This is a genomic window from Streptomyces sp. NPDC102514 (assembly GCF_055584525.1).
Genome location: NZ_JBVJLW010000027.1, coordinates 44486 through 67435 on the forward strand (window position 1 = coordinate 44486; position 22950 = coordinate 67435).

Below are 22950 nucleotides of genomic sequence, written 5' to 3' on the forward strand. Positions count from 1 at the left end.
GGGACGTGTGCGGGGCCGAGCCGGACTGACCGGCTCGGCCCCGCGCTTTCTGTCCACGGGCGGTTCTCCATCCCCCATTCGACGCACCCGAGTTACCCACGGAAACCCCTTTCCCCTCCGATCCCCTTCCCTCACTATGGTCACCCGACAAACTGGCTGGTACGTCAGCAGTCGAGCGAGTGACGGTACGGGCGCAGGGGAGGCGGACGCATGGCTCGGGGCGAAGGCGACGACGACCGGCCGGGCGGGGGTGTGCACACGGGAGCGTCCGACGCACAGCTCACGGAACTGCTGCGCGCCGACGCCGCGACCGGGGACGCGGCGCTGGAGGAACTGCGCGCCCGCCACCGGCCCGCGGTCCTCGCGTACGCCCGGCTGTGCACCACCGGCGAGTACGCGGCCAGGGATCTGACGGCCCACGCGTTCACGCTCGCCGCGCGGGAGACCGAGCGCGGCACGGACCCGCGCGGACCGTGGCGGCACCAACTCCTGCTCCTGGCCTGGCGGCTGGCCGCCGCATGGGCCGGGGACCAGCGCTCGCGCCGCCTCGACCCCGGCCTGCTCGCGCGGCTGCACGAGGCGGGCCCCGGCGGCCCGACCCCGCCGATGCTGGACGCGTTCCGCTCGCTCCCCACGCGGGTCCAGGGCCTCATCTGGTACGGGCTGGTCGAGCGGGAGCCCGAGGACGAGACGGCGGGACTGCTGGGCGTCACGCGCCAGGACGTGACGTACGGGCTGGAGTCCTCGCTCCAGGCACTGCGCGCGACGTTCCTGAAGTCCCACCTCGCCGCGTCCGGGGACCCGCGCTGCCAGGACTTCCGCCGGCTGATCGAGGAGTCGGTACGCCCCGACCACCCTCGTCACAGCGCGGACCTGCGGGCCCACATGGCCGAGTGCGGTCACTGCGCGACGGCGTACGCGGTGCTGTCCGCGCTACGGGACGACCGGCGCACGGCGCTGGCGGAGAGCCTGCTCCCCTGGGGAGGCACGGCGTACGCGGCGGCGCTCGGCCCCGGAACGCACGCCCACGCCGACGCCCACGAGCGGACTCATCCGGGCCCCTGGCCGCCCTCCCGCCGCTTCGTCCTCACCTCGGCGGCGCTCGGGGTGGCCCTGGCCCCGCTGCTCCTGTTCCTCGTCCCCTCACAGGAGGCGGGCGATACGGCGACTCCGCCCCGCCCACCGGTGACGGTGACGGCCACGGTTCCGACGAGCCCGCTGCCCTCCTCCCCCACAGGCACCCCCAGCTCCCCGCAACCGACGTACAGCCCGAGCCCCAGCGCCAGCCCCACGAAGTCGCCACCCCCACCCGCGCGCCCTCCCGGGGGCGACTACACGCAGGTGGTGAACCGCGCCTCGGGCCGCTGCCTGGACATCCGGAACGGCGACCTGGAGAAGGGCACGGACGTCATCACGGCTCCCTGCACCTCGTCCCGCACGCAACGCTGGCGCGTCGACACCGACGAGGGCGCGCTGCGGTCGTACGCCGATCCCGACTTCTGCCTGGACAGCCGGGGCGCGACCGACGACGGCGTGGGCATCTGGGAATGCGCCTCGCTCGACGGCCACAACGGCCCGAACCTACGCTTCGCGGTGACCACAACGGGCGCACTCCGCCCGGCGATAGCCCCGGACCACGCACTGACCCCGACGGGCAACAACACCTTGGACCTGTCCCCGGACACGGGCGCGACGACGCAACGCTGGCGAGCGGGCAAGGCATGACGAACGCGCACTGAGCCCTGGTCAACGGGCTACACGGCGGCCAGGTCACACCACACGTACTTGCCTTGGTTGCCGTATCTGAACAGGGGGTGCCAGCCCCAAGCGTCGGAGCATGCGTGGACCAGAGCGAGACCTCTGCCGCCCTCGGCGTCGGTGAGCGCCGTCAACTCCCCGGGCGGCTCGGGCGGTTCGGGGTCCGTGTCCCACGCGCCGATCCGCAGGACCCCGACCGACCAGCAGACCCGGAGGGTCGCGGGCCCCTTCGTGTGCAGCACGGCGTTGGCGACCAGCTCGGTGGCGAGGAGTTCGGCGACATCGACGAGGCGGATCAGCCCATGCATGGTGAGGATGAGCCGCAGGGTGCGGCGACAGATGGTGACGCCGCGGGGGTCGTTGGGGATGGAGAGGGAGTACTCCCAGGGTCCGTTCTCGTTTTCGGGCATGCGTCAGCTCCGGGTGTGGGGCGCGGGGTGGATGCACGGGCGGTGGCAGAGCCGCAGCCGTCATGGCAGGACGGAGTGGTGCGCTTCCGCAACGTGACTCTTACGTCACTGACGGTATTTCCTAACATTAGGAAGGCGCAAGCGGCTGGCGTATTCTGACCCTCGAACGAGCTACAACCACCGCACAGTTGAGACGAGGAGGCGCCGGTTGCCACCGAAGAGGCACCTCACGGCCCGCAGGCTGCGACTAGGTGCTGAACTGCGGAAACTGCGCGAGGCGACGGGCATGAAGGCCCGGGAGGCCGCCACCCTGCTCGGGGCCGACGCGGTCCAGATGAGCCAGATCGAGTCCGGCGTCGCAGGTGTGAGCGCCGAACGCGTACGACGCCTCGCCGGCCACTACGCCTGCACGGACGAGGCGTTGATCGAAGCCCTCACCGCGATGGCGACCGACCGGACACGGGGCTGGTGGGAGGAGTACCGAGGGCCGCTGCCTCCGGTGTTCGCGGACGTCGCCGAGGTCGAGCACCACGCGACGTTCCTCCGCGAGGTGGTGATCACGCACGTGCCGGGACTGCTACAGACAGCCGACTACGCTCGCGCGGTCTACACGTACATGGTCCCCGGCCTGCCCGAGCGAGATCTGACCCCTCGGGTCGAGCACCGGATGAAACGGCGCGCCGTCCTCGAGGGCGCCAAACCCACGCCGTACGAGACGCTGATCCACGAGTTCGCCCTGCGCATCCGCGTGGCCGACCGCCGGGCGTCCCGCGCACAACTCCAGCAGATCCTCGACAAGATCGAGCAGGGCCACGCCACCGTCCGCATCATCCCGACCGACCAGGACGGTTTCGCCGGCGCCGAGGCTTCCATGATGCATTTGGGCGGTCCGCTGCCCCAACTGGACACTGTCCTGCGCGACTTCCCCACCGGAACCATGTTCATCGATGCGGAAGCACAGCTGAGACAGCTCCGAACACTCTTCCGTAGAGTCGAGAAGATGTCGCTGGACCCCTCGGCGTCACGGGACTTCATCCACCGTATGACCAAGGAGTTGTGAGCCGCACATGAAGCACGCACTGCGCTGGCAGAAGTCCACGTTCTCCGGCGGCGGAGACGGCAACACCTGCGTCGAAGTCGCCACCCACGCAGATCACGTCCGCCTCCGCGAGAGTGACGCCCCGTCCACCGAACTCACGATTTCCGCGACCTCGTTGACGCATCTCATACGCGGAGTGAAGTCAGGCCTGTTCCGCGCAACCGCCTGACAAGGGAGCGGTGAGGCACCCCATGAGCCACACCCTGCACTGGCAGAAGTCCACCTTCTCGGACGGCGGCGAGGGCAACACCTGCGTCGAAATCGCCACCTCCCCCGGAACCCTCCACCTCCGCGAGAGCGACACCCCAGACATCGCACTCAACACCACCACCGGCCCGTTGGCCCACCTGATACTCGGGGTGAAAGCAGGCACCGCCTGATCACACCCGTACTCCCCGGCGCCACACCTCCCGTACCAGCGGCACCCCCGGCCGGTACGCCAAGTGCACGTGGCTCGGGGCGTTGAGGAACGTCAGGTCGGCGTACGCGCCCGGGGCCACGCGGCCGATGTCCGTGCGGCGGAGCGCCGCCGCACCGCCCGCCGTCGCCGACCACAGCGCCTCGTCCGGCGTCATGCCCATGTCCCGTACCGCCAGCGCGATGCAGAACGGTACGGACGACGTGAAGGACGAGCCCGGGTTGCAGTCCGTCGACAGGGCGACCGTGACGCCCGCGTCGAGCAGGCGACGGGCGTCCGGCCACTCGGCGCGGGTGGAGAACTCGGCGCCCGGGAGCAGCGTCGCCACCGTGGTGCCGTTCGCGAGGGCGTCGACGTCCGCGTCGGTGAGGTGCGTGCAGTGGTCCGCGCTGGCCGCGTCCAGTTCGACGGCCAGCTGCACGCCGGGGCCGTACGAGAGCTGGTTGGCGTGGATGCGCGGGTGCAGCCCCTTCGCCCTGCCGGCCGTGAGGATCGCGCGGGCCTGGTCCCCGTCGAAGGCGCCCTTCTCGCAGAAGACGTCGATCCAACGCGCGTACGGGGCACACGCGTCCAGCATCTCGCCGGTGACGAGCGCGACGTACGCGGCGGGGTCGTCCGCGTAGTCCGGCGAGACGATGTGCGCGCCGAGGAACGTGACCTCGTCGGTGTGCGCGGACGCGATCCGCAGGGCCCGCGCCTCGTCCTCGACCGTCAACCCGTAGCCGGACTTGGTCTCGAACGTGGTCGTGCCCTGGCGCAGAGCCTCGTCGAGGTAGTGGACGACGTTGCGCTCAAGCTCCGCGTCGCTCGCGGCGCGCGTGGCCGCGACGGTCGTGCGGATGCCGCCGGCGCTGTAGGCCCGGCCGGACATCCGGGCGTTGAACTCCTGCGTGCGGTCGCCCGCGAAGACCAGGTGCGAGTGGGAGTCCACGAAGCCCGGGATCACCGCTCGGCCACCGGCGTCGACCCGATTGTCAGTGGCGGGTGCTTTTCTTGAATCACCGGTCCACGCGATGCGGTCGCCGTCGATGACGACGGCCGCGTCCTGGATCAGACCGAGCGGAGAACCGTCACCGAGAGAGGAGTCGTTGGTGACCAGACTGGCGATGTTGGTGATGAGGGTCGTGCTGCCGGTCTTGCCACCGCTGGTGCTGCTGGGGCTGGTGCTGCTCATGGCGTCCTCGGGGGCTGTCGGGGCGGAGAGGGCCCGGTCGGGGCCGGAGTTCAGGCGCGCAGCGCTTCGACGGCGTCCGCCAGGGCCCGCGGCACGTCCGGGACGAGGGTGTGCGCCCCGTCGCGTACGACGTGTCGGCCGCCCACGACTGTGTGCCGCACGTCCGCCGCTGTCGCGGCGAATACGGCCGTCTCGGCCCCGAGCCGCGGCAGCGTCCCCGCTGTCCTGACGGAGTCGAGCGCGACCGTCGTGAAGTCGGCGAGCGCACCCGCTTCGAGCGTGCCCGCGTCGGCCCAGCCGAGGGCCGCGTGACCGTCCGCGGAGGCGGCACGAAGGAGCGCCGCCGCGGTCCAGTGACCCCGCGTACGGCTGCGCAGACGCTCGTTCAGCTCCATCGCGCGCGCCTCTTCGAGCAGGTCGATCACGGCGTGGCTGTCGGAGCCGAGGGACAGCGGGGAGCCCGCCTGCTGGAGGGCGACGGCCGGTCCGATGCCGTCGGCGAGGTCGCGCTCGGTGGTCGGACACATGCACGTGCCGGTGCCGGAGCGGCCGAGCAGCGCGATGTCCTCGTCGGTGAGGTGGGTGTTGTGCACGCCCGTGGTGCGCGGGCCCAGCACCCCGTGGTCGGCGAGCAGTTGCGTGGGCGTGCGGCCGTGGGCAGCCAGGCAGGCGTCGTTCTCCGCCGTCTGCTCGGACAGGTGCACATGGAGCGGGGCCCGCCGCTCCTCGGCCCACCGCGCCACCGTCGCCAACTGCCCCGCGGGCACCGCCCGTACGGAGTGGACGGCGGCCCCGATCCGCGCGTGATCCCGGTCCTTGAGAACTGAACAGCGTGTTGCCCAGGCTTCCGCGGTGCCGTCGGAGAAGCGGAGCTGGTGCCGGTTCGGCGGCTGTCCCCTGCGCGCGTCGACCAGGCCGGCGGCGAGGTAGACGGTGTCGAGGAGGGTGATGCGGATGCCCGCCTCGGCGGCGGCCTCGACGAGCGCCTCACCCATGGCGTTCGGGTCGGCGTACGGGGTGCCGCCCGGCGCGTGGTGCACGTAGTGGAACTCGCCGACGGCCGTGATCCCGGCGAGCGCCATCTCCGCGTACACCGCGCGGGCGAGCGCGTGGTACGTGTCCGGGGTGAGCCGGTCCGCGACGGAGTACATGATCTCGCGCCAGGTCCAGAAGGTCCCGGAGCCGACCTGGACGGTGCCGCGCAGGGCCCGGTGGAAGGCGTGGCTGTGGGTGTTGGCGAGGCCGGGGAAGGTCAGGCCGCGCAGGATCTCCGCCCCGGGCGGTGGACCGTCGACGCCCGTGCGGACGGCGGCGATCCGGCCGTCCGTCCCCACGTCGAGGGCCACGCCCGGCTCCACGTAGGAGTCGAGCCAGGCGTGCTCCAGCCAGTACGTCGTGCCTCGCGCGCTCACGTGCGGCTCACTCACTTGCAGGCCAGCCCTTCCAGTACGTCGGCGAGTGCGGTCACCCCGGCCACGCAGTCGTCCTCGGCGGCGTACTCGGCCGGCGAGTGCGAGATCCCCGTGGGGTTGCGTACGAACAGCATGGCGGTCGGGATCGAACCGGAGAGGATCCCGGCGTCGTGTCCCGCACCGGTTCCCAGGACGGGCACGTTCAGGTGCGCGCTCTTCCCCCCGTCCTCCTTGCCGAGGAGGCGGGCGATCTCGTCCCGCAGGGCGTGCTCGAACTCGACGACCGGGGTGAACGACTCCCGGACGACGTCGAGGTGGATGCCGTGCGCGTCGGCGTACTCGCGGGCCGCCTTCTCGATGCCGTGGACGACCGTGTCGAGGGTCGCCTGGTCGGCGGCGCGGGAGTCGAGCCAGCCGCGTACGAGGGAGGGGATGGCGTTGACGCCGTTCGGCTCGACGGAGATCTTGCCGAAGGTGGCCACCGCGCCGGCGAGCTGGGCCTCCCGGCGGGCCGCGAGCACGGTCTCCGCGTACGACAGCATGGGGTCGCGGCGGTCCACGAGGCGGGTGGTGCCCGCGTGGTTGGCCTCGCCCCGGAAGTCGAACCGCCATCGCCCGTGCGGCCAGATGGCGCTGGCGACACCGACCCGGTCACCGGTCAGGTCCAGGGCGCGTCCCTGCTCGACGTGCAGCTCCACGAACGCGCCGATACGGCCCAGGCGTTCGGGGTCCGCGCCGATGGCGTCCGGGTCGTGGCCCGCGGCCTCCATCGCCTGCGGGAGGGTGATCCCGTCGGCGTCGGTGAGCCGGTGAGCCTGCTCGACGGTGAGTTCCCCGGCGGTGAGCCGCGAGCCCACGCAGGCGAGCCCGAAGCGGGCGCCTTCCTCGTCGCCGAAGTTCACGATGGCGAGAGGCTTGGTGAACCGCGCGTTCCGGCCGCGCAGTTCGTCCAGCGCGGCGAAGGAGGACACGACGCCGAGGGGCCCGTCGAAGGCACCGCCGTCGGGTACGGAGTCGAGGTGGGACCCGGTGACGACGGCGTCTCCCGCGGAGGGGTCACCGAGCCAGGCCCACTGGTTCCCGTTCCGGTCCAGTTCGAGGGTGAGCCCACGCGCCTCGGCCTGCGCCCGGAACCAGGCCCGGCAGTCGGTATCGGCCCCGGTCCAGGCGAACCGCCGATACCCCCCGGACCCGGCATGCCGCCCGATGGACTCCAACTCCCCCCACATCTCAAGAAAGGAGGACCCCTTCACCCCGTCCGGCACCCCCAGCCCGTCCGACGCCTGCCGACGAGACCGCTCGGACACCCCCAGCCCGTCCGGCGTTTGAGGACGAGGCCGTTCAGGCCGATCGGGGGCCTGGGGGCGGAGCCCCCAGCGGGGCCCGGGGGCGGAGCCCCCGCCGGACAACGACCCGCTCACTCGCCCTCCCGCATGGGAACCCGCACGCCACGCTCATCGGCAACCGTCTCAGCGATGTCGTACCCGGCATCGACATGCCGGATGACACCCATCCCGGGGTCGTTCGTCAGCACACGCCGGATCTTCTCCCCGGCCAGCTTCGTGCCGTCGGCCACCGACACCTGCCCCGCGTGGATGGAACGCCCCATGCCCACACCGCCACCGTGGTGGATGGACACCCAGGACGCGCCGGAGGCCACGTTCACCATGGCGTTCAGCAGCGGCCAGTCGGCGATCGCGTCCGAGCCGTCGAGCATGGCCTCGGTCTCGCGGTACGGGGAGGCGACGGAACCGCAGTCGAGGTGGTCGCGGCCGATGGCCAGGGGGGCGGCCAGTTCGCCCGAGGCGACCATGTCGTTGAAGCGCTCGCCCGCCTTGTCCCGCTCGCCGTAGCCGAGCCAGCAGATCCGGGCGGGCAGGCCCTGGAAGTGGACGCGTTCGCCGGCCAGCTTGATCCAGCGGTGGAGGGACTCGTTCTCCGGGAAGAGGTCGAGGATCGCCTTGTCGGTCTTGTGGATGTCGGACGCCTCACCGGACAGGGCGGCCCAGCGGAAGGGGCCCTTGCCCTCGGAGAACAGCGGCCGGATGTAGGCGGGCACGAAGCCGGGGAAGGCGAACGCCCGCTCGTATCCGGCGAGCTGGGCCTCGCCCCGGATGGAGTTGCCGTAGTCGAAGACCTCGGCGCCGGCGTCCATGAAGCCCACCATGGCCTCCACGTGCCGTGCCATGGACTCACGGGCCCGGGTGGTGAAACCGGCCGGGTCCTTCGCGGCGTACGCGGCCATGTCGTCGAGTTCGACGCCCACGGGCAGGTAGGCCAGCGGGTCGTGGGCCGAGGTCTGGTCGGTCACGATGTCGATCGGGGCGCCCTCGGCGAGCATCCGCGGCAGCAGTTCGGCGGCGTTGCCGAGCAGGCCGATGGAGAGCGGGCGGCGGGCGTCCCGGGCCTCCACGGCGAGTTGGAGGGCGTGCTCCAGGGAGTCGGCGCGTACGTCCAGGTACCGGTGCTCGATGCGGCGCTCGATGGCGCGCGGGTCGACGTCGATACAGATCGCGACGCCGTCGTTCATCGTCACGGCGAGCGGCTGGGCGCCGCCCATGCCGCCGAGGCCGGCCGTCAGGGTGATGGTCCCGGCGAGCGTCCCGCCGAACTTCTTCGCGGCGACGGCGGAGAAGGTCTCGTAGGTGCCCTGGAGGATGCCCTGCGTGCCGATGTAGATCCACGATCCGGCGGTCATCTGGCCGTACATGGTGAGGCCGAGGGCTTCGAGGCGCCGGAACTCCTCCCAGTTCGCCCAGTCGCCGACGAGGTTGGAGTTGGCGATGAGGACGCGCGGCGCCCACTCGTGGGTCTGCATGACGCCGACGGGGCGGCCGGACTGGACCAGCATCGTCTCGTCCTGCTTCAGCGTCCGCAGCGTACGGACCATGGCGTCGTAGGAGCGCCAGTCGCGGGCGGCCTTGCCGGTGCCGCCGTAGACGACGAGCTTGTCGGGGTGCTCGGCGACCTCGGGGTCGAGGTTGTTCTGCAGCATCCGCAGAGCGGCTTCCTGCTGCCATCCCAGGGCGCTCAGTTCCGTTCCGCGCGGTGCTCGGACGGGGCGGGGTCCTGACATGGTCTGCCTCCTGGCGACGGTGAGTGCTCCGGGTGGTGCCGTTCGTACAGCGGTGCGGCGATACAGCGGTGGGGCAATACAGCGATACAGCAGATATTCACATCCTGAACTTCTGAATAGAACTAGTCAATACCCTCGCGGGCCAGCACGGGCGCCGTACGGGTGTTTGGCTGGATGTATGGCTGCATACACAGGCTCAGGGGACGCGGACAGTGATACGGAAACGAACACCGGCCCGGACCCGGCCGGCGGACCGCCGGAGGGGGCCGCGCGGCGCCACGAAGCCGTTCGCGCCGCCGTGGAGCAAGGGCTCGTGAGTCCCTCCACCCCTCTCGTCGCACTCCTCGACACCACCGGAATCCGGTCCTCCGTCATGGCCCTGCGGGCGGCCTTCGACGCGGTGACCGCACCGGGTACGCCCGTGCTGCACGCGTTCGCGGTGAAGGCGACCCCGCTCGTCCCCGTGCTGCGCCTGCTGCACCGGGAGGGCATCGGCATGGAGGTCGCGAGTCCGGGCGAACTGGCCCTCGCCCGCGCGGCCGGGGTGCCCCCGTCCCGTACGGTCCTCGACTCGCCCGCGAAGACCCCTTCGGAGCTGCGGGAGGCACTGGCGCTGGGCATCGCGGTCAACGCGGACAACCCCCAGGAGCTGGCGCGGATCGACGCGCTGGTGGGGTCGGCGTCGACCCGCTCACCTCTGGGGCTGCGGGTGAACCCGCAGGTCGGCGGGGGTTCGATCGGGGCGTTGTCCACGGCGACGGCGACCTCGAAGTTCGGTGTGGCGCTGCGGGACGAAGGGGCGCGCGAGTGGGTCGTGCGGGCGTACCTGGACCGGCCGTGGCTGACCCGGCTGCACACGCACTCGGGTTCGCAGGGGATGCCGCTGGAGCTGATGGCACGCGGGGTGGCAGAGGCGTACGGGCTCGCGGAGGAGATCAACGGGCGGGCCGGACGGCGGCAGGTCGACACGCTCGACATCGGCGGCGGGCTGCCGGTGAACTTCGGCTCGGACGTCCACGCCCCGACGTACGAGGAGTACGCACGGCTCCTCGCGTCGACCGTGCCGGGGCTGTTCGACGGGCGGTACGGGCTGGTCACCGAGTTCGGGCGGTCGCTGCTCGCCAAGCACGGCGTGGTGCTGGCGCGCGTCGAGTACGCGAAGTCGGCGGGCGGGCGGGCCATCGCGGTGACGCACGCGGGGGTCCAGGTGGCGGCCCGCACGGTGTACGCGCCCGAGTCCTGGCCGCTGCGGGTGGCCGCGTACGACGCCAAGGGGCGGCCGAAGACGGGGCCCGAGGTGGTGCAGGACGTGGCGGGGCCGGCCTGTTTCGCGGGCGACCTGCTGGCGGAGGGCCGGTCGATGCCGCTGCTCGAACAGGGCGACTACGCGGCCGCGCTGGACACGGGGGCGTACTACTTCGCGCACCACTACGGGTACAACTCGCTCGCGCGGCCCGCCGTGCACGGCTTCGGTCCTGACGGGGCGGGCGGGGTGCGGTTCGCGACGGTCCGCACGGCGCAGACGATCGACGAACTCGTGGCGGAGTCGGGAGGGGCGCACGCGGACGCGTTGACGGGCGAACCCCCGGCCTGACCCGTACGGCGCGGGCGGGACCGGCTCGAACCAGGCGCGGCTCGAACCAGGCGTGACCGGAATGCACCTACGAACCGGGCAAAGCCTGAAGGTCTGATTATCTTCAGGGCAATCGACCCACACTAGCCAGCAACTGGCATGTTCCACGGGAAAATGCACTATCTCTCACCCGTCACGCACACGTTGCGTAGCTTCTGCGTCACTCAGCTGAACCGACGGGCGGGAGGGAAGCACCGTGCCCGGAATCGACGAGTGCCTGCTGGAGGCCATGAGGCTGCCCGGAGCCCGGGGAGCCTCGGTGGTCGACTGGACCAGCGGACTGGCTCTGGGCACGGTCGGGGACTCACCGAACGGGGATCACGAGGCCACCGCGGCCGAGGCGGCGGAACTCGCCCGCCTCGCCGCGGAGCACAAGGCGTTCGCACCCGAGGAAGGAGCCGACTGGTCCGGCGGGCAGCCGCCGGTGGAGGACCTCATCGTCAGCAACAGGGACAGCTATCACGTCCTGCGTTTCGTCCGGACGACCTTCGACAGCAGTGTGTTCCTGCATCTGTGGCTGGGGCGTTCGGACGGCAATCTCGCCCTGGCCCGAATACGCCTCGGTGAGATGGCGGAACGGCTGGTGGTGGGGTGACCACGATGGAAGCAGGCCCCCTGCCGGGACTGGGCAGACCCGACCCCGACCCACCCGTCGGCCCACCCGTCGACCCGGCCGTCGACCTGGACGGCGCGGACCGGCCGGCCGGTGTCCCGCCCGTGCTCAGTCCCATGCTCAGCCGGCTCGCGGAGGAGCGCGCCACCGGCGTACTGACACGGGACCGCGGAGTGCTGTACCTGGTCGAGGGCCAGGTGGTGCACGCCGAGAGCCCCGCGACCCCCGGGCTGGACATCCTGCTCACCAGCCGCGGGGCACTGGGTTCCGACGGCTGGTGGGAGGCGGTCTCGGAGGCGGGCGCCGAACGCCGCGTCGGACGGTTCCTGGTGGACAGCGGGCGGCTGGCCGCGGGCGCCCTGGAGCTGTGCCACCTGGGGGCGCTGTACGACGCCGCGTTCTTCACGCTCGGCGCGAGCAGCGGCCCGGCGCGGTTCAGGTACGGGGTCGCGCACTGGATAGGCCCCGTACGGCCGGTGACCGTGGACGCGGTGGAGCGCGAGACGCTGCGGCGCCGCGCGCTGCTGCACCGCATCTGGCCGGATCCGGACACGGACACCGCGGAACTCGTCCGGACCGCCCGTGCCGTCGACGTGGTCCTTCCGCCGCGTCAGCGCACGGTTCTCGACCAGGTCGACGGGGCGCGCACGGTCTCGGACATCTCGCGGGTCCTCGGCAGGCCGGGATTCCACACGCTGGTCGACGTCCGCCGGCTGGCGGCGGCCGGGATCGTGACGACCCGCGCGCGAACGGTCGAGTGCCGGGCACCGGAAACCGCCGCACCCCCCGTGTCCCCCATGTCCCCCGTCTCCACTGCGACCGCCCAGGCGGCGCAGGCCGCGCAGGCGTCGGCGGATCCCGACGTGGCCCTGCTGCGCCGGCTCAGAGACGCATTGGAGGCCTTGTGATCCGCGCGCTCCGACAGCGTGCCGAGAGGAGACAACTGATGGCGGCGGAGGCCGAAGTCCTCGACGAACTGCACCGGTTACGGGCCCGGGTGCCCCAGCTGACGGGCGCGCTCGCGGCCAGCGTCGACGGCCTGGTACTGGCCCAGGACACTCCGGGCGTGGAGCCGGAGGGGCTGGCCGCCCTCACCGCCGCCGCACTGGGGGTCGCCCTCCGCGTGGCCGACGCGACCGGCCGGGGCGACTTCCGCGAACTTCTGCTGCGCGGCGAGCACGGCTATGTGGCGACCTACGCGGCGGGACCCTCCGCCGTACTGACGCTGCTGGCGGGCGACCGGACGAACGTCGGCCGGCTGCACCTCGAAGGGCGCCGCTCCGGCACCCGGATCGGCGAACTCGTCGAGGCCGCCGTCGAGGCCCAGCCGGCCCCGGCGGCACGGCCCACCCCGAAGGCCGCCCTCACGCCCCGCACCAGAACCGCGCGCACCGCGCGGACGATCCCCGGGCCGACCGGTGAGAGCCGTTGAATCCGGCCGCACCGACCCAGCCCGGACCGATCCGAACCAACACGAACTGAACCGAACCGAAAGGACCGCACCACCATGACCAACACCGAGACCGCGTTGAAAGAGACCCTGGCCTCCATCGAGGGCGCGACCGGAGCCGCTCTCGTCGACTACACCACCGGTATGGCACTGGGCACGATCGGCGGCAGCAAGAGCTTCGACCTCACGGTCGCCGCGGCCGGGAACACCGACGTCGTCCGCGCCAAGATCCGCACCATGGAGCACCTGGGTCTGAAGGGCGAGATCGAGGACATCCTGATCACGCTGTCCGACCAGTACCACCTGATCCGGCTGATCAAGGGCCGCGGCGGCAACGGACTCTTCCTCTACCTGGTGCTCGACGCCAAACGCGCCAACCTGGCCATGGCCAGGCACCAGTTGAAGAAGATCGAGAGCGACCTGGAGGTCTGAGGGATCAGACCAGTACCCCGGCCCGACGCCGCGCCCCACCGGGCGCGGCGTCGCCCGCGGCGATCCCGGTGGCCCGGTAGCCCTTGACGCGCCTGCCCGCCGGAACGCCCGCACCGCGGCCGAGCCAGTCGACCCGCACCCACAGGAGCGACTCGGCCGCCCGTTCGAGCCGGCCGATCCGGGCCGCCTTGAGACGAAGGCCCACTCCGGCGCCGGCGAGCAGCATCCCGCCGGCGGCCGGCACGGCGAACGCGGAGCCCAGTGCCGCGGCGAAGGCGAGGAGCACCCACCAGCGGTGCCCCCGGCGCCAGTTCCGTACGGTCACCGCCCGGTCCTGCAGCACATCGTGCTTGCTCGCCCGGTCGGCGCCGCGGGCGAGTGCCACGTACCGTTTCCGGCGCGTCAGCAGGACGGCGACCGCCGTGATCAGGAAGAGCGCGGCTCCCGCCAGCACCCCGATCCGCCGTCCCGTCACTCCGGGCACCAGTACGCCCACTCCCGCCGCGACGATCCCGAGCCAGCCCAGCGGTGCCGCTCCGGCCCGTACGACGACGGCCACCCGAGCAAGTCCCTGCCCTCCGCGCGCCACCATCCGCCTCCTCACCAGACGCCTGTATGTGGCGGGCAGGTTAGCGGCCGAACGTGAGACACATCTGAGAGAGCCCAGAATTCCGGCCGGTCGGCGGCACTCCGTCTCCGGGATGCCGCTACTCGACGAACAGGCCCCGTGCCGCGGCCCGCGCGTCGAACTCCTCCAGGCGTGCCTGGGCGTCCGGCAGTCCGTCGCACATCGCCTCCAGCAGGACCCGGCCGAGCAGCATCGGCGCGCAGGCCGTGTCGAAGGCGAGGCCTGTCCCGACGGCGGCGGGCAGCAGCAGGTCGGACACCTTGGCGACCGGCGCGAACGCGGAGTCCGCGACGGTGACGACGGTCAGCCCGGCCTCCTTCGCGTAGGCGAGGGTGTCGACGACCTCGCGCGGGTGGCGGGGCAGCGCGAAGCACAGCAGGGTGCTGGCCCCGGCCCGGACGGCCGCGTCGATGCGGTCGTGGACCATCGTGCCGCCCTCGTGGAGCAGCCGGACGTCCGGGTGGACCTTGGCCGCGAAGTACGCGAAGCCGTACGCCTGGGACGCGGCGGCCCGCAGCCCGAGCACCGGCAGCGGGCGGGAGGCGGCGAGGAGCCGGCCGGCCCGTTCGACGGGACGCGGGTCGGCCAGCACGGAGGCGAGATGGCGGAGGTTCTCGATCTCGGCCTCGACGGCCTGCTGGTACTCGTTGTACGAGCCGGTGTCGGGGGCGGGTTCGGCCGGTGCGACCTCCCGCAGGTGTTTGCGCAGCGCCGGGTAGCCGTCGAAGCCGAGGGCCACGGCGAAGCGGGTGACGGAGGGCTGGCTGACCCCGGCGAGTTCGGCCAGTTCCACGCTCGACAGGAACGGCACGTCGGCGGCCCGGCGGACCATGCTGTGCGCGATGCGCCGCTGGGTGGGCGTCAGCCGGTGCCCCTCGAAGAGGGCCTGCAACCGCCCGGCGGGAGCGTCGGTCACGCCCGCGCCTGCGCCGTCCCCGCCTCTGCCCCCGCCCGCACTCCGGTCATCCGTCCTCGCGCCGCCCGCATCGCCGGCGCCACTCGTATCGCCGGCGCCGCTCGCCCCGCTCGTCTCACCGCTGTCCGGGCCCGTTTCCATGTCCCTGTCCATGCCCCTATTCACGCTCGTGTCCCCGTCCACGCTCATGCCGTGCCCCCACTCCAGATGTCCGTGAACCGGTCGAGCAGCGCTGCCGCCGCCGTCACATCGTCCGTGAGCGGCCGGTCGGTCGCGTCCGCGTCGAGCACCGACTCGGCGATCTCCAGCGCCCTGCCCACCGGCAGCTCCGGGTCGGGACGCAGGCCGCGCTGACGCAACGCCCGTACGGCGGCCACGAGTTCGCAGCCGACCACGAGACGGTACGCACTGCACGCGCGCAGGGTCTGGCGAGCGGCGAGCGAGGCGAAACTCGCCTGTTCCTCGACGCCCCGGGAGAGTACAGCGTGGCCGAGCGAGGCGGGTGCGGAGAAGGCCCGCAGGTCACCGAGGGCGGCCCCGGCGGCGTACTCCAGGATCATCACGCCGGAGGAGGCGGGCTCGTGGTCGGCGAGGAAGGGGCGCAGCCGGGTGTAGGAGGGTTCGTTGAGGGTCGACAGGCGTGAGGTCGACAGCCGGGCGACCTGGGTGAGGGAGAGCCTGAAGTGGTCCAGGGAGAGGGCGAGCTGGGCCTGGTAGAAGCCGCCGTGGTGGTAGGCGGCCATGTCCTCGGCGCAGATCAGCGGGTTCTCGGCGGCCGCGTTGATCTCGACGGCGAGGACCTCCTCCAGCGCGTCGGCCGCGTCGTGCGCGGGGCCGTGGATCTGGGGCACGCACCGGAAGCCGTACGGGTCCTGGATCCGTCCGAGCGGCGGGGTCGGCCGGTCGGGGGCGCCGATCATCTCCCGCATCCGGCGGGCCACTTCGGTCGATCCGCGGTGCGGCCGGGCGGCGTGGACGGGCGCCGCGTAGGCCTCGTACGAGCCGTCCACCGCGACCAGGGACAGCGCGGCGACGACCTGTGTGGCCCCGATGAGTCCGCGCAGTTCGTGCAGGGCGAGCGCCGCCTGGCCGAGGGCGAGGGCGTTGCTGCTGATGAGCGCGAGGGCGTCGTTGTTGTCGAGCGGCTGCGGTTCGGGGGCGCGCACCTGCTCGACGGCGTCCGCGCCCGCCCTCGCCGACAGGCCGGCCCCCTGCCCGTCGCGCCAGGGATGCTCCCCCGCCAGCGCGAGGCCCACCTGGGCCAGGGCCGCGATGTCGCCGGTGCCCACCGAGCCGAACTCGTTCACGACGGGGTACGCGCCGCTCTCCAGCGCCTCGCACAGCGCGGTGACGACGGTGGGGCGCAGGCCGGCGCCGCCCGCGAGGAGCTGGTTGGCCCGCACGGCGAGCATCGCCCGGACCTCGCGGGCGGGCAGCTCGGCCCCGATGGCCCCCGCGTGGCTGCGCAGCAGGCGCAGACCGTGTTCGGCGGCGGCCTCGGTGGGCACGTCCTCGTTCCGGTTCGCGCCGACTCCGGTGGAGCGGCCGTACACGCGGCCGGTGGCGGCGATGCGCCGGGCCGCGTCCCAGGACTCCTCGACACGCTTCATCGCGTCGGTGCCGGGGACGGGCCGCGCGGACCCGTCGGCGAGGCGTACGACGTCGGCGACACCTGTGCTGTAACCGTCCAGCACCACGAGGCCGTACGTCCCCGCACTCGGCGTGTCCACATCCCGAGACGACATAGAGCGCAAACTCCCCTCAAACCGGGCATTCGGTCTTGCCTGTCGATCACAAGAAACCAGCGATCAACACCACACCGTTGACAAGCTATTCAAGTAGAGAGAACTCTGCATGACTATATGCAGCCGGGCAAGGGACACCTCATGATCCAGTTCGACGCGGTCCACAAGCGTTTCCCGAATGGCACCACCGCGGTCCACGACCTCTCCCTGGAGATGCCGGAAGGGGGCGTGACCGTCCTCGTGGGGTCTTCCGGTTGCGGCAAGACGACCACCCTGCGAATGATCAACCGGATGGTCGACCCCACCTCGGGCACCATCCGGGTCGGCGGCCGTGACGTGCTGGAACAGGACGCCGCCGACCTCCGCCGCTCCATCGGGTACGTCATCCAGCAGTCGGGGCTCTTCCCGCACCGCACGGTCCTCGACAACATCGCGACCGTGCCGCTCCTCCTCGGCTGGGGCCGCCGCAAGGCACGGTCACGGGCCGCGGAACTCCTGGAGACGGTCGGCCTGACCGCCGAGGCCGGCAAGCGCTACCCGCACCAGCTCTCCGGCGGCCAGCAGCAGCGCGTCGGCGTGGCCCGCGCGCTCGCCGCCGACCCGCCGGTGCTCCTGATGGACGAGCCGTTCGGCGCGGTCGACCCGGTCGTGCGCACCCAGCTCCAGGACGAGCTGCTCCGGCTCCAGAAGGAGCTGAACAAGACGATCGTCTTCGTCACGCACGACATCGACGAGGCGGTACGCCTCGGCGACCGGATCGCCGTCTTCCGCACCGGCGGCCATCTCGTCCAGTGCGCCACCCCGGCCGAACTGCTGGCCCGCCCGGCGGACGACTTCGTCGCGGACTTCCTGGGCGCCGAACGCGGCCTGAAACTGCTGTCCCTGACCTCGCTCAAGGGCATCCCGCAGGCCCCGGCCCCCGAGGGCGGCACCTGGGAACTGGTCCTGGACGGGGCCCGCAAACCCCTGCACTGGCGCCCCGCACCCGCCAAGGCCGGCGACGAGCAGGGCGACAGCGGCACCACCGAACTCCCCGTACGCCCCCTGCGCGACACGGACTCCCTGCTCGCCGCCCTCAACGAGTCCATCGCCTCCCCTGCCGGACTCGTGGCCCGGGTCGACGCCGACGGCACCCTCACCGGCGTGACCTCGCGCGACGAGATCCACCGGCACGCGGGCCAGGCCCACGCGGAAGCCCGGGTGGCCTGATGACCATCGACTGGTCGTGGATCGGCGACCACACCGACGATCTCACCACTCTCACGCTCTCCCATCTCCAGGCGGCCCTGTCCGCCGTCCTCCTCGGCCTGCTGATCTCCCTGCCGCTGGCCGTGGTCGCCCACCGGATCCGCCCCCTGCGCGGGGTGCTCCTGGGCCTGTCGAACGTCCTCTTCACGATCCCGTCGATCGCGGTCTTCGTCCTGCTCCTGCCGGTCTCGGGACTGACCCGCACCACCACGGTCGTCGGGCTGACGATCTACACCCTCGTCGTCCTCCTCCGGAACACGGTCGAGGGCCTCGACTCGGTCCCCGCGAAGACGAAGGAGGCCGCGAAGGCCATGGGCACGCGCCCCCTGCGCGCCCTGCTGACCGTCGAACTCCCCCTCGCGCTCCCGGTGATCATGGCGGGCGTCCGGATCGCCACGGTCATGTCGATCTCGCTGGTCTCCGTCGCCACGTACATCGGCGACGGCGGTCTCGGCCAGCTCTTCACGGACGGCTTCCAGCGCAACTTCCCGACGCCGGTGATCGTGGGGGTCGTCCTGACGCTCCTGCTGGCGCTGGTCGCGGACGCCCTGCTGGTCGCCCTCCAGTACGTACTCACCCCGTGGAAGAGGCGGCGAGCCTGACATGTACGAACTCTTCAAGAACCTCGGCGCCTGGCTGGTCGGCAGCGAGCAGTGGACCGGGCCCGACGGCATCGGTCACCGCCTCGCCGAGCACCTGCAGTACTCGCTGCTCGCCACCCTCGTGGCGACCGCGATCGCCCTGCCGCTGGGCCTGCTGATCGGGCACACCGGCCGGGGCGCGTTCCTCGCCATCAACCTCGCGTCCTTCGGGCGCGCCCTGCCGACCGTCGGCCTGGTCGTGCTCGTCTTCCTCGCCAGCGGCCTGTCGATGTGGCCGGTGTACGTGGCGCTGGTCGCGCTCGCGGTGCCGTCGATCGTGACCAACACGTACGCGGGGATGACGGCCGTCGATCCGGACGTGAAGGACGCGGCGCGGGGGCAGGGGATGCGCTGGCACCAGGTCCTCTTCCAGGTCGAGCTGCCGCTCGCGCTGCCGCTGATCATGACGGGGCTGCGGCTGGCGCTGATCCAGGTGGTGGCCACGGCGACGATCGCGGCGTACGTGTCCTTCGGGGGGCTGGGGCGGTACGTGTTCGACGGGCTCGCCCAGCGGGATCTTGTGCAGGTGCTGGGTGGGGCCGTTCTTGTCGCCCTTGTCGCTGTCGTGCTCGATCTCGCGCTGAGTGGGGTGCAGCGGGTGTTGTTCCGGCATCGGCCTGCGTAGGGCGTTGCCTCTGGCTGCCTTTGGCTGCCTTTTGGCTGCCGCCGGTCGTCGCACTGGATCTGCGGGTCCGTCGTGGCTGGTCGCGCCGTTCCCCGCGCCCCTGAAGGGCTGACCGTCGTACTGAGTCTGCGGGCCGCATGTGGCTGGTCGCGCAGTTCCTCGCGCCCCTTGAAAGAACCGGGCGCGCCCCCGATCTCCGTAACTCCCCCAGGAGCTTTTCCCATGACCTCCATGAACCGTCGCACCCTTCTCGGTGGGCTTTTTGCCGCCGCTTCCGTTCCCGTTCTTGCCGCTTGTGGCAGTGGGATCACGTCCCTCGACGGTGACGGGGGTGGTGGCGGTGGGGGCGGGTCCAGCAAGGACGGGATCACCATCGGGACCGCCAACTTCACCGAGAACCAGGTGCTCGGCTACCTCTACGCGGCCGTGCTGGAGGCGGCCGGTGTGAAGACGAAGGTCCGCCCGAACCTCGGCACCCGCGAGATCCTCATCCCCGCACTCAAGGGCGGCGACATCGACCTGCTCCCCGAGTACCAGGGCGCCCTCCTGCACTACCTCTCCCCCAAATCCAGGGCCACGGAGGAGGGCGAGATGCAGAACGCCCTCGCGGCGGCCCTGCCCGCCGGGCTCCAGGTGCTGCCGTACGGCAGGGCCGAGGACTCGGACGCGTTCGTCGTCACCCGGGAGACCGCCGACAAGTACGGCCTGTCCTCCCTCGCGGACCTGAAGAAGCAGAACGGCAAGCTCGTCATCGGCGCCGCGCCCGAGGTGAAGAAGCGCGAGGTGGGCGTGGTGGGCCTGAAGAGCCGCTACGGGGTCGAGTTCAAGGAGTTCAAGTCCCTGGACTCCTCGGGACCGCTGGTGAAGGGCGCCCTGAAGAAGGGCGACGTGGACGTGGCGAACCTCTTCACCACCGACACCGACATCGTGGCCAACGACTGGGTCGTCCTCACAGACCCGGAGAACCTGATCCCCGGCCAGCACATCGTCCCCCTGATCGCCGACCGCAGGGCCGACTCGACGGTCCGCAAGGCCCTCGCCGAACTCGGCAACATCCTCACCACGGCCGATCTGACCGAGCTGAACCGCAAGGTCGACAAGGACAAGAAGGACCCGGAGGACGTGGCGAACGCGTACGCGAAGGACAAGGGGCTGACCGACTAGAGCCGGTGGCGGGGACGGTGGGGGCGGGCCCAGCGCGGACAGGGGGGCTAACCCCCGTGCCAAGCCGGCGCCGGCTCCCTACCGTGGAACGCATGACCGGAATGGAAGCCCGCGACGCCGAACTCAAGAAGGAACTCGACGCCACCTTGCACGCACGCAAGGAACTGGGCGCCGAATACGAGTCCGCGCTGGTCGACTCGTTCCTGGAGAAGGTCGAACAGCGCCTGGACGGCGCGGTCGACCGCCGGGTACGTCGCCAGCTCGCGGAACAGCAGATGGTGGTGGCCCGGGACGCGCGTTCCCCGCAGGGGTCCTCGGACTCCTGGGGCGAGCGCTTCGGATTCGGGATCGTCTCCCTCGTCCTCGCGGTCCCCCTGTCCGCCATCGGCGGCGGCGTCGCCCATCTGCCCGGCCTGCTGGTCGCCTGGGCGGGCATCGTCGGCGTCAACGTGGTCCAGGCCGCGCGCTTCTCACCGAATTTCTTCGGGCGGCGCAGGGCCAAGGCGGACTCGGACTGGGACGGGTGACGGACGGACACGGGGAGAGGGACACCACGGGGAACAGCGCGACACGAGCAGCACGAGCAGCACGAGCAGCAGAGGGGCAGGGGAACGCCGAAGGGCCCGGTACCTGAACAGGTACCGGGCCCTTCGTGAAGCTTGCGCGGGGGCCGCCGCACCCCCGTTGCCGGGGGGCGGGACGACGGCGGTCCCCGCGAGGGACGCGAGCCGGGTCAGGGCCGAGCTGCGCGTCCGTGGCGTCCATGGAGGTCCGGGAGCCGCTCCGGAGGTCCTTGGCGCCGTTTTGGTGCCGGCCGGGGCGGGGAGCCGCTCCCGCCCTTGCCGACATCCACCAATGTGCCGTACCCGTGTTAAGCGAGTGCTGCGTGGACGTGACGCGCTCGTACCACTTCCACGAAGTTCCGCCGTGACCGCTCACACCGGAAGTCCCGCTCCCGCGTGCGCGGTTCACCGCAGGTTCTACTGCCGGCCACCCTTGGCGAGGAAAGACAGCAGGTCCTGCCGGCTGACGACCCCGGTGGGCTTGCCCTCGACCAGGACGATCGCGGCGTCGGCCGCGCCGAGCACGGTCATCAGGTCGCCCACCGGCTCGCCGGAGCCGACCTGCGGCAGCGGCGCCGACATGTGCTTCTCCAGCGGGTCGGTGAGGGAGGCCCGCTGGGTGAACAGCGCGTCGAGCAGTTCCCGTTCGACGACGGAGCCCACGACCTCGGCGGCCATCACGTCCGGGTGTCCGGCGCCCGGCTTCACGATCGGCATCTGCGAGACGCCGTACTCGCGCAGCACCTCGATCGCCTCGCCGACCGTCTCGTCGGGGTGCATGTGGACGAGCTGCGGGATCGCCCCGTGCACCTTGTCGCTGAGGACGTCGGCGACGCGGGCGCTGGGGCCCTCGTCCTCCAGGAAGCCGTAGTCGGCCATCCACTCGTCGTTGAAGATCTTGCTGAGGTAGCCGCGTCCGCTGTCCGGCAGCAGGACGACCACGACATCGTCGGGGCCGAGCCTTTCAGCGACCCGCAGCGCGGCCACGACGGCCATGCCGCAGGAGCCGCCGACGAGCAGGCCCTCCTCCTTGGCGAGGCGCCGGGTCATCTGGAAGGAGTCCTTGTCGGACACGGCGACGATCTCGTCGGCGACGGTCCGGTCGTACGCGGTCGGCCAGAAGTCCTCGCCGACGCCCTCGACGAGATACGGGCGCCCGGAGCCGCCGGAGTAGACCGACCCCTCGGGGTCGGCGCCGACGACCTGGACCTTGCCGTCGCTGGCGTCCTTCAGGTAGCGGCCGGTGCCGGAGATGGTGCCGCCGGTGCCCACGCCCGTGACGAAGTGGGTGATCCGCCCCTCCGTCTGCGTCCACAGCTCAGGGCCGGTGGAGTGATAGTGCGAGGCGGGATTGTCGGCGTTCGAGTACTGGTCGGGCTTCCAGGCTCCGGGCGTCTCCCGCACCAGCCGGTCGGAGACGTTGTAGTACGAGTCGGGGTGCTCGGGGTCGACCGCGGTCGGGCAGACGACGACCTCGGCCCCGTACGCGCGCAGCACGTTGATCTTGTCGGTGCTCACCTTGTCGGGGCACACGAAGATGCACTTGTAGCCCTTCGTCTGGGCCACGATGGCAAGGCCCACACCCGTGTTGCCGCTGGTCGGCTCGACGATCGTGCCGCCCGGCTGCAGTGCGCCGCTCTTCTCCGCGGCCTCGATCATGCGCAGGGCGATGCGGTCCTTCACGGAGCCGCCGGGGTTGAAGTACTCGACCTTCGCGAGGACGGTCGCCTGGATGCCGGCGGTCACGCTGTTGAGCCTCACCAGCGGGGTGTTGCCGACGAGACTGATCATCGAGTCGTGGAATTGCACCGTTGTCTCCGGAGCTGAAAAAGAAATGGTCGGGGTGGTTCCGTCAGCCTAAGCCCCTCCTGGGCGTTCACACCGCGTTGAGATTGACCGACGGTCTGTACGGGGCAAGGAGTGGGTGTACGGCTAAGAGGAGGTG

At 71.5% G+C, this 22950-nt stretch carries 23 protein-coding genes; 14 read left to right on the forward strand and 9 right to left on the reverse strand.

Annotated elements, in window-relative coordinates:
- Positions 1-210: 210 nt before the first annotated feature.
- Positions 211-1725: a ricin-type beta-trefoil lectin domain protein gene (locus ACZ60E_RS41820; RefSeq protein WP_469447435.1), complete on the forward strand. Its 1515-nt coding sequence runs from the start codon at positions 211-213 to the stop codon at positions 1723-1725.
- A gap of 29 nt (positions 1726-1754) precedes the next feature.
- Here the strand turns inward: ACZ60E_RS41820 and ACZ60E_RS41825 are convergent, their stop codons facing one another.
- The gene (locus ACZ60E_RS41825) at positions 1755-2168 is read right to left on the reverse strand and encodes an ATP-binding protein (protein WP_469447437.1); all 414 of its coding nucleotides are present in this window, start codon (positions 2166-2168) and stop codon (positions 1755-1757) included.
- Between the two features lie 208 nt (positions 2169-2376).
- On the opposite strand from ACZ60E_RS41825, the gene ACZ60E_RS41830 reads away from it, so the two are divergent.
- The 3 genes from ACZ60E_RS41830 to ACZ60E_RS41840 are packed head-to-tail and all read left to right on the forward strand — an operon-like array spanning position 2377 to position 3647.
- Positions 2377-3228, forward strand: a complete 852-nt coding sequence (locus ACZ60E_RS41830; protein WP_469447438.1) for a helix-turn-helix domain-containing protein — start codon at positions 2377-2379, stop codon at positions 3226-3228.
- Positions 3229-3235: 7 nt separating this feature from the next.
- Positions 3236-3436 (forward strand): DUF397 domain-containing protein, encoded by a 201-nt coding sequence (locus tag ACZ60E_RS41835; RefSeq protein WP_469447440.1) that lies wholly within the window; start codon positions 3236-3238, stop codon positions 3434-3436.
- Between the two features lie 22 nt (positions 3437-3458).
- On the forward strand, positions 3459-3647 hold the full coding sequence (locus ACZ60E_RS41840; RefSeq protein WP_469447442.1) for a DUF397 domain-containing protein: 189 nt from the start codon (positions 3459-3461) through the stop codon (positions 3645-3647).
- On the opposite strand, the gene hutI is transcribed toward ACZ60E_RS41840, so the two are convergent.
- The 4 genes from hutI to hutU form a co-directional block, all read right to left on the reverse strand.
- Entirely contained in the window at positions 3648-4859 is a 1212-nt protein-coding gene (gene hutI / locus ACZ60E_RS41845) for an imidazolonepropionase (protein ID WP_469447444.1), read from the reverse strand.
- Between the two features lie 50 nt (positions 4860-4909).
- Positions 4910-6271 carry a formimidoylglutamate deiminase gene (locus ACZ60E_RS41850; protein WP_469447445.1) on the reverse strand — a complete coding sequence of 454 codons (1362 nt, stop codon included), beginning with the start codon at positions 6269-6271 and terminating at the stop codon, positions 4910-4912.
- Between the two features lie 11 nt (positions 6272-6282).
- Complete coding sequence (locus ACZ60E_RS41855; RefSeq protein WP_469447473.1) at positions 6283-7500, reverse strand: allantoate amidohydrolase; 1218 nt, start codon at positions 7498-7500, stop codon at positions 6283-6285.
- 188 nt (positions 7501-7688) lie between these two features.
- On the reverse strand, positions 7689-9347 hold the full coding sequence (gene hutU / locus ACZ60E_RS41860) for a urocanate hydratase (protein WP_453794682.1): 1659 nt from the start codon (positions 9345-9347) through the stop codon (positions 7689-7691).
- A gap of 178 nt (positions 9348-9525) precedes the next feature.
- Here hutU and ACZ60E_RS41865 point away from each other — a divergent pair, with 178 nt between their 5' ends.
- The 5 genes from ACZ60E_RS41865 (at position 9526) to ACZ60E_RS41885 (ending at position 13475) form a co-directional block, all read left to right on the forward strand.
- A complete protein-coding gene (locus ACZ60E_RS41865; RefSeq protein ID WP_469447448.1) occupies positions 9526-10941 on the forward strand; it encodes a type III PLP-dependent enzyme domain-containing protein in 1416 nt (471 codons plus the stop codon).
- Positions 10942-11176: 235 nt separating this feature from the next.
- Entirely contained in the window at positions 11177-11575 is a 399-nt protein-coding gene (locus tag ACZ60E_RS41870) for a hypothetical protein (protein ID WP_210880812.1), read from the forward strand.
- 134 nt (positions 11576-11709) lie between these two features.
- Positions 11710-12501 (forward strand): transcriptional regulator, encoded by a 792-nt coding sequence (locus tag ACZ60E_RS41875; protein WP_384810605.1) that lies wholly within the window; start codon positions 11710-11712, stop codon positions 12499-12501.
- Positions 12502-12539: 38 nt separating this feature from the next.
- On the forward strand, positions 12540-13025 hold the full coding sequence (locus ACZ60E_RS41880) for a roadblock/LC7 domain-containing protein (protein WP_384810554.1): 486 nt from the start codon (positions 12540-12542) through the stop codon (positions 13023-13025).
- 75 nt (positions 13026-13100) lie between these two features.
- Positions 13101-13475 carry a roadblock/LC7 domain-containing protein gene (locus ACZ60E_RS41885; protein ID WP_107015660.1) on the forward strand — a complete coding sequence of 125 codons (375 nt, stop codon included), beginning with the start codon at positions 13101-13103 and terminating at the stop codon, positions 13473-13475.
- Positions 13476-13479: 4 nt separating this feature from the next.
- Here the strand turns inward: ACZ60E_RS41885 and ACZ60E_RS41890 are convergent, their stop codons facing one another.
- From ACZ60E_RS41890 to ACZ60E_RS41900, 3 genes are all read right to left on the reverse strand, one after another.
- On the reverse strand, positions 13480-14064 hold the full coding sequence (locus tag ACZ60E_RS41890) for a hypothetical protein (RefSeq protein WP_469447476.1): 585 nt from the start codon (positions 14062-14064) through the stop codon (positions 13480-13482).
- 118 nt (positions 14065-14182) lie between these two features.
- Positions 14183-15160: a MurR/RpiR family transcriptional regulator gene (locus ACZ60E_RS41895; protein WP_469447450.1), complete on the reverse strand. Its 978-nt coding sequence runs from the start codon at positions 15158-15160 to the stop codon at positions 14183-14185.
- A gap of 44 nt (positions 15161-15204) precedes the next feature.
- A complete protein-coding gene (locus ACZ60E_RS41900; protein ID WP_469447452.1) occupies positions 15205-16764 on the reverse strand; it encodes an aromatic amino acid ammonia-lyase in 1560 nt (519 codons plus the stop codon).
- 117 nt (positions 16765-16881) lie between these two features.
- Here ACZ60E_RS41900 and ACZ60E_RS41905 point away from each other — a divergent pair, with 117 nt between their 5' ends.
- The 5 genes from ACZ60E_RS41905 to ACZ60E_RS41925 all read left to right on the forward strand — a co-directional run bounded on the left by ACZ60E_RS41905 (position 16882) and on the right by ACZ60E_RS41925 (position 20969).
- On the forward strand, positions 16882-17973 hold the full coding sequence (locus ACZ60E_RS41905; RefSeq protein ID WP_469447454.1) for an ABC transporter ATP-binding protein: 1092 nt from the start codon (positions 16882-16884) through the stop codon (positions 17971-17973).
- The gene (locus tag ACZ60E_RS41910) at positions 17973-18614 is read left to right on the forward strand and encodes an ABC transporter permease (protein ID WP_385836570.1); all 642 of its coding nucleotides are present in this window, start codon (positions 17973-17975) and stop codon (positions 18612-18614) included. The genes ACZ60E_RS41905 and ACZ60E_RS41910 overlap by 1 nt, the downstream gene beginning before the upstream one ends.
- A 1-nt stretch (position 18615) precedes the next feature.
- Positions 18616-19278, forward strand: a complete 663-nt coding sequence (locus ACZ60E_RS41915; RefSeq protein ID WP_384810542.1) for an ABC transporter permease — start codon at positions 18616-18618, stop codon at positions 19276-19278.
- 231 nt (positions 19279-19509) lie between these two features.
- On the forward strand, positions 19510-20442 hold the full coding sequence (locus ACZ60E_RS41920) for an ABC transporter substrate-binding protein (protein WP_469447478.1): 933 nt from the start codon (positions 19510-19512) through the stop codon (positions 20440-20442).
- A gap of 92 nt (positions 20443-20534) precedes the next feature.
- Positions 20535-20969 (forward strand): hypothetical protein, encoded by a 435-nt coding sequence (locus tag ACZ60E_RS41925; protein WP_384810536.1) that lies wholly within the window; start codon positions 20535-20537, stop codon positions 20967-20969.
- Positions 20970-21422: 453 nt separating this feature from the next.
- On the opposite strand, the gene ACZ60E_RS41930 is transcribed toward ACZ60E_RS41925, so the two are convergent.
- Positions 21423-22814, reverse strand: coding sequence for a cystathionine beta-synthase (locus ACZ60E_RS41930; protein WP_384810533.1), 1392 nt, complete (start codon positions 22812-22814; stop codon positions 21423-21425).
- Positions 22815-22950: the final 136 nt, after the last annotated feature.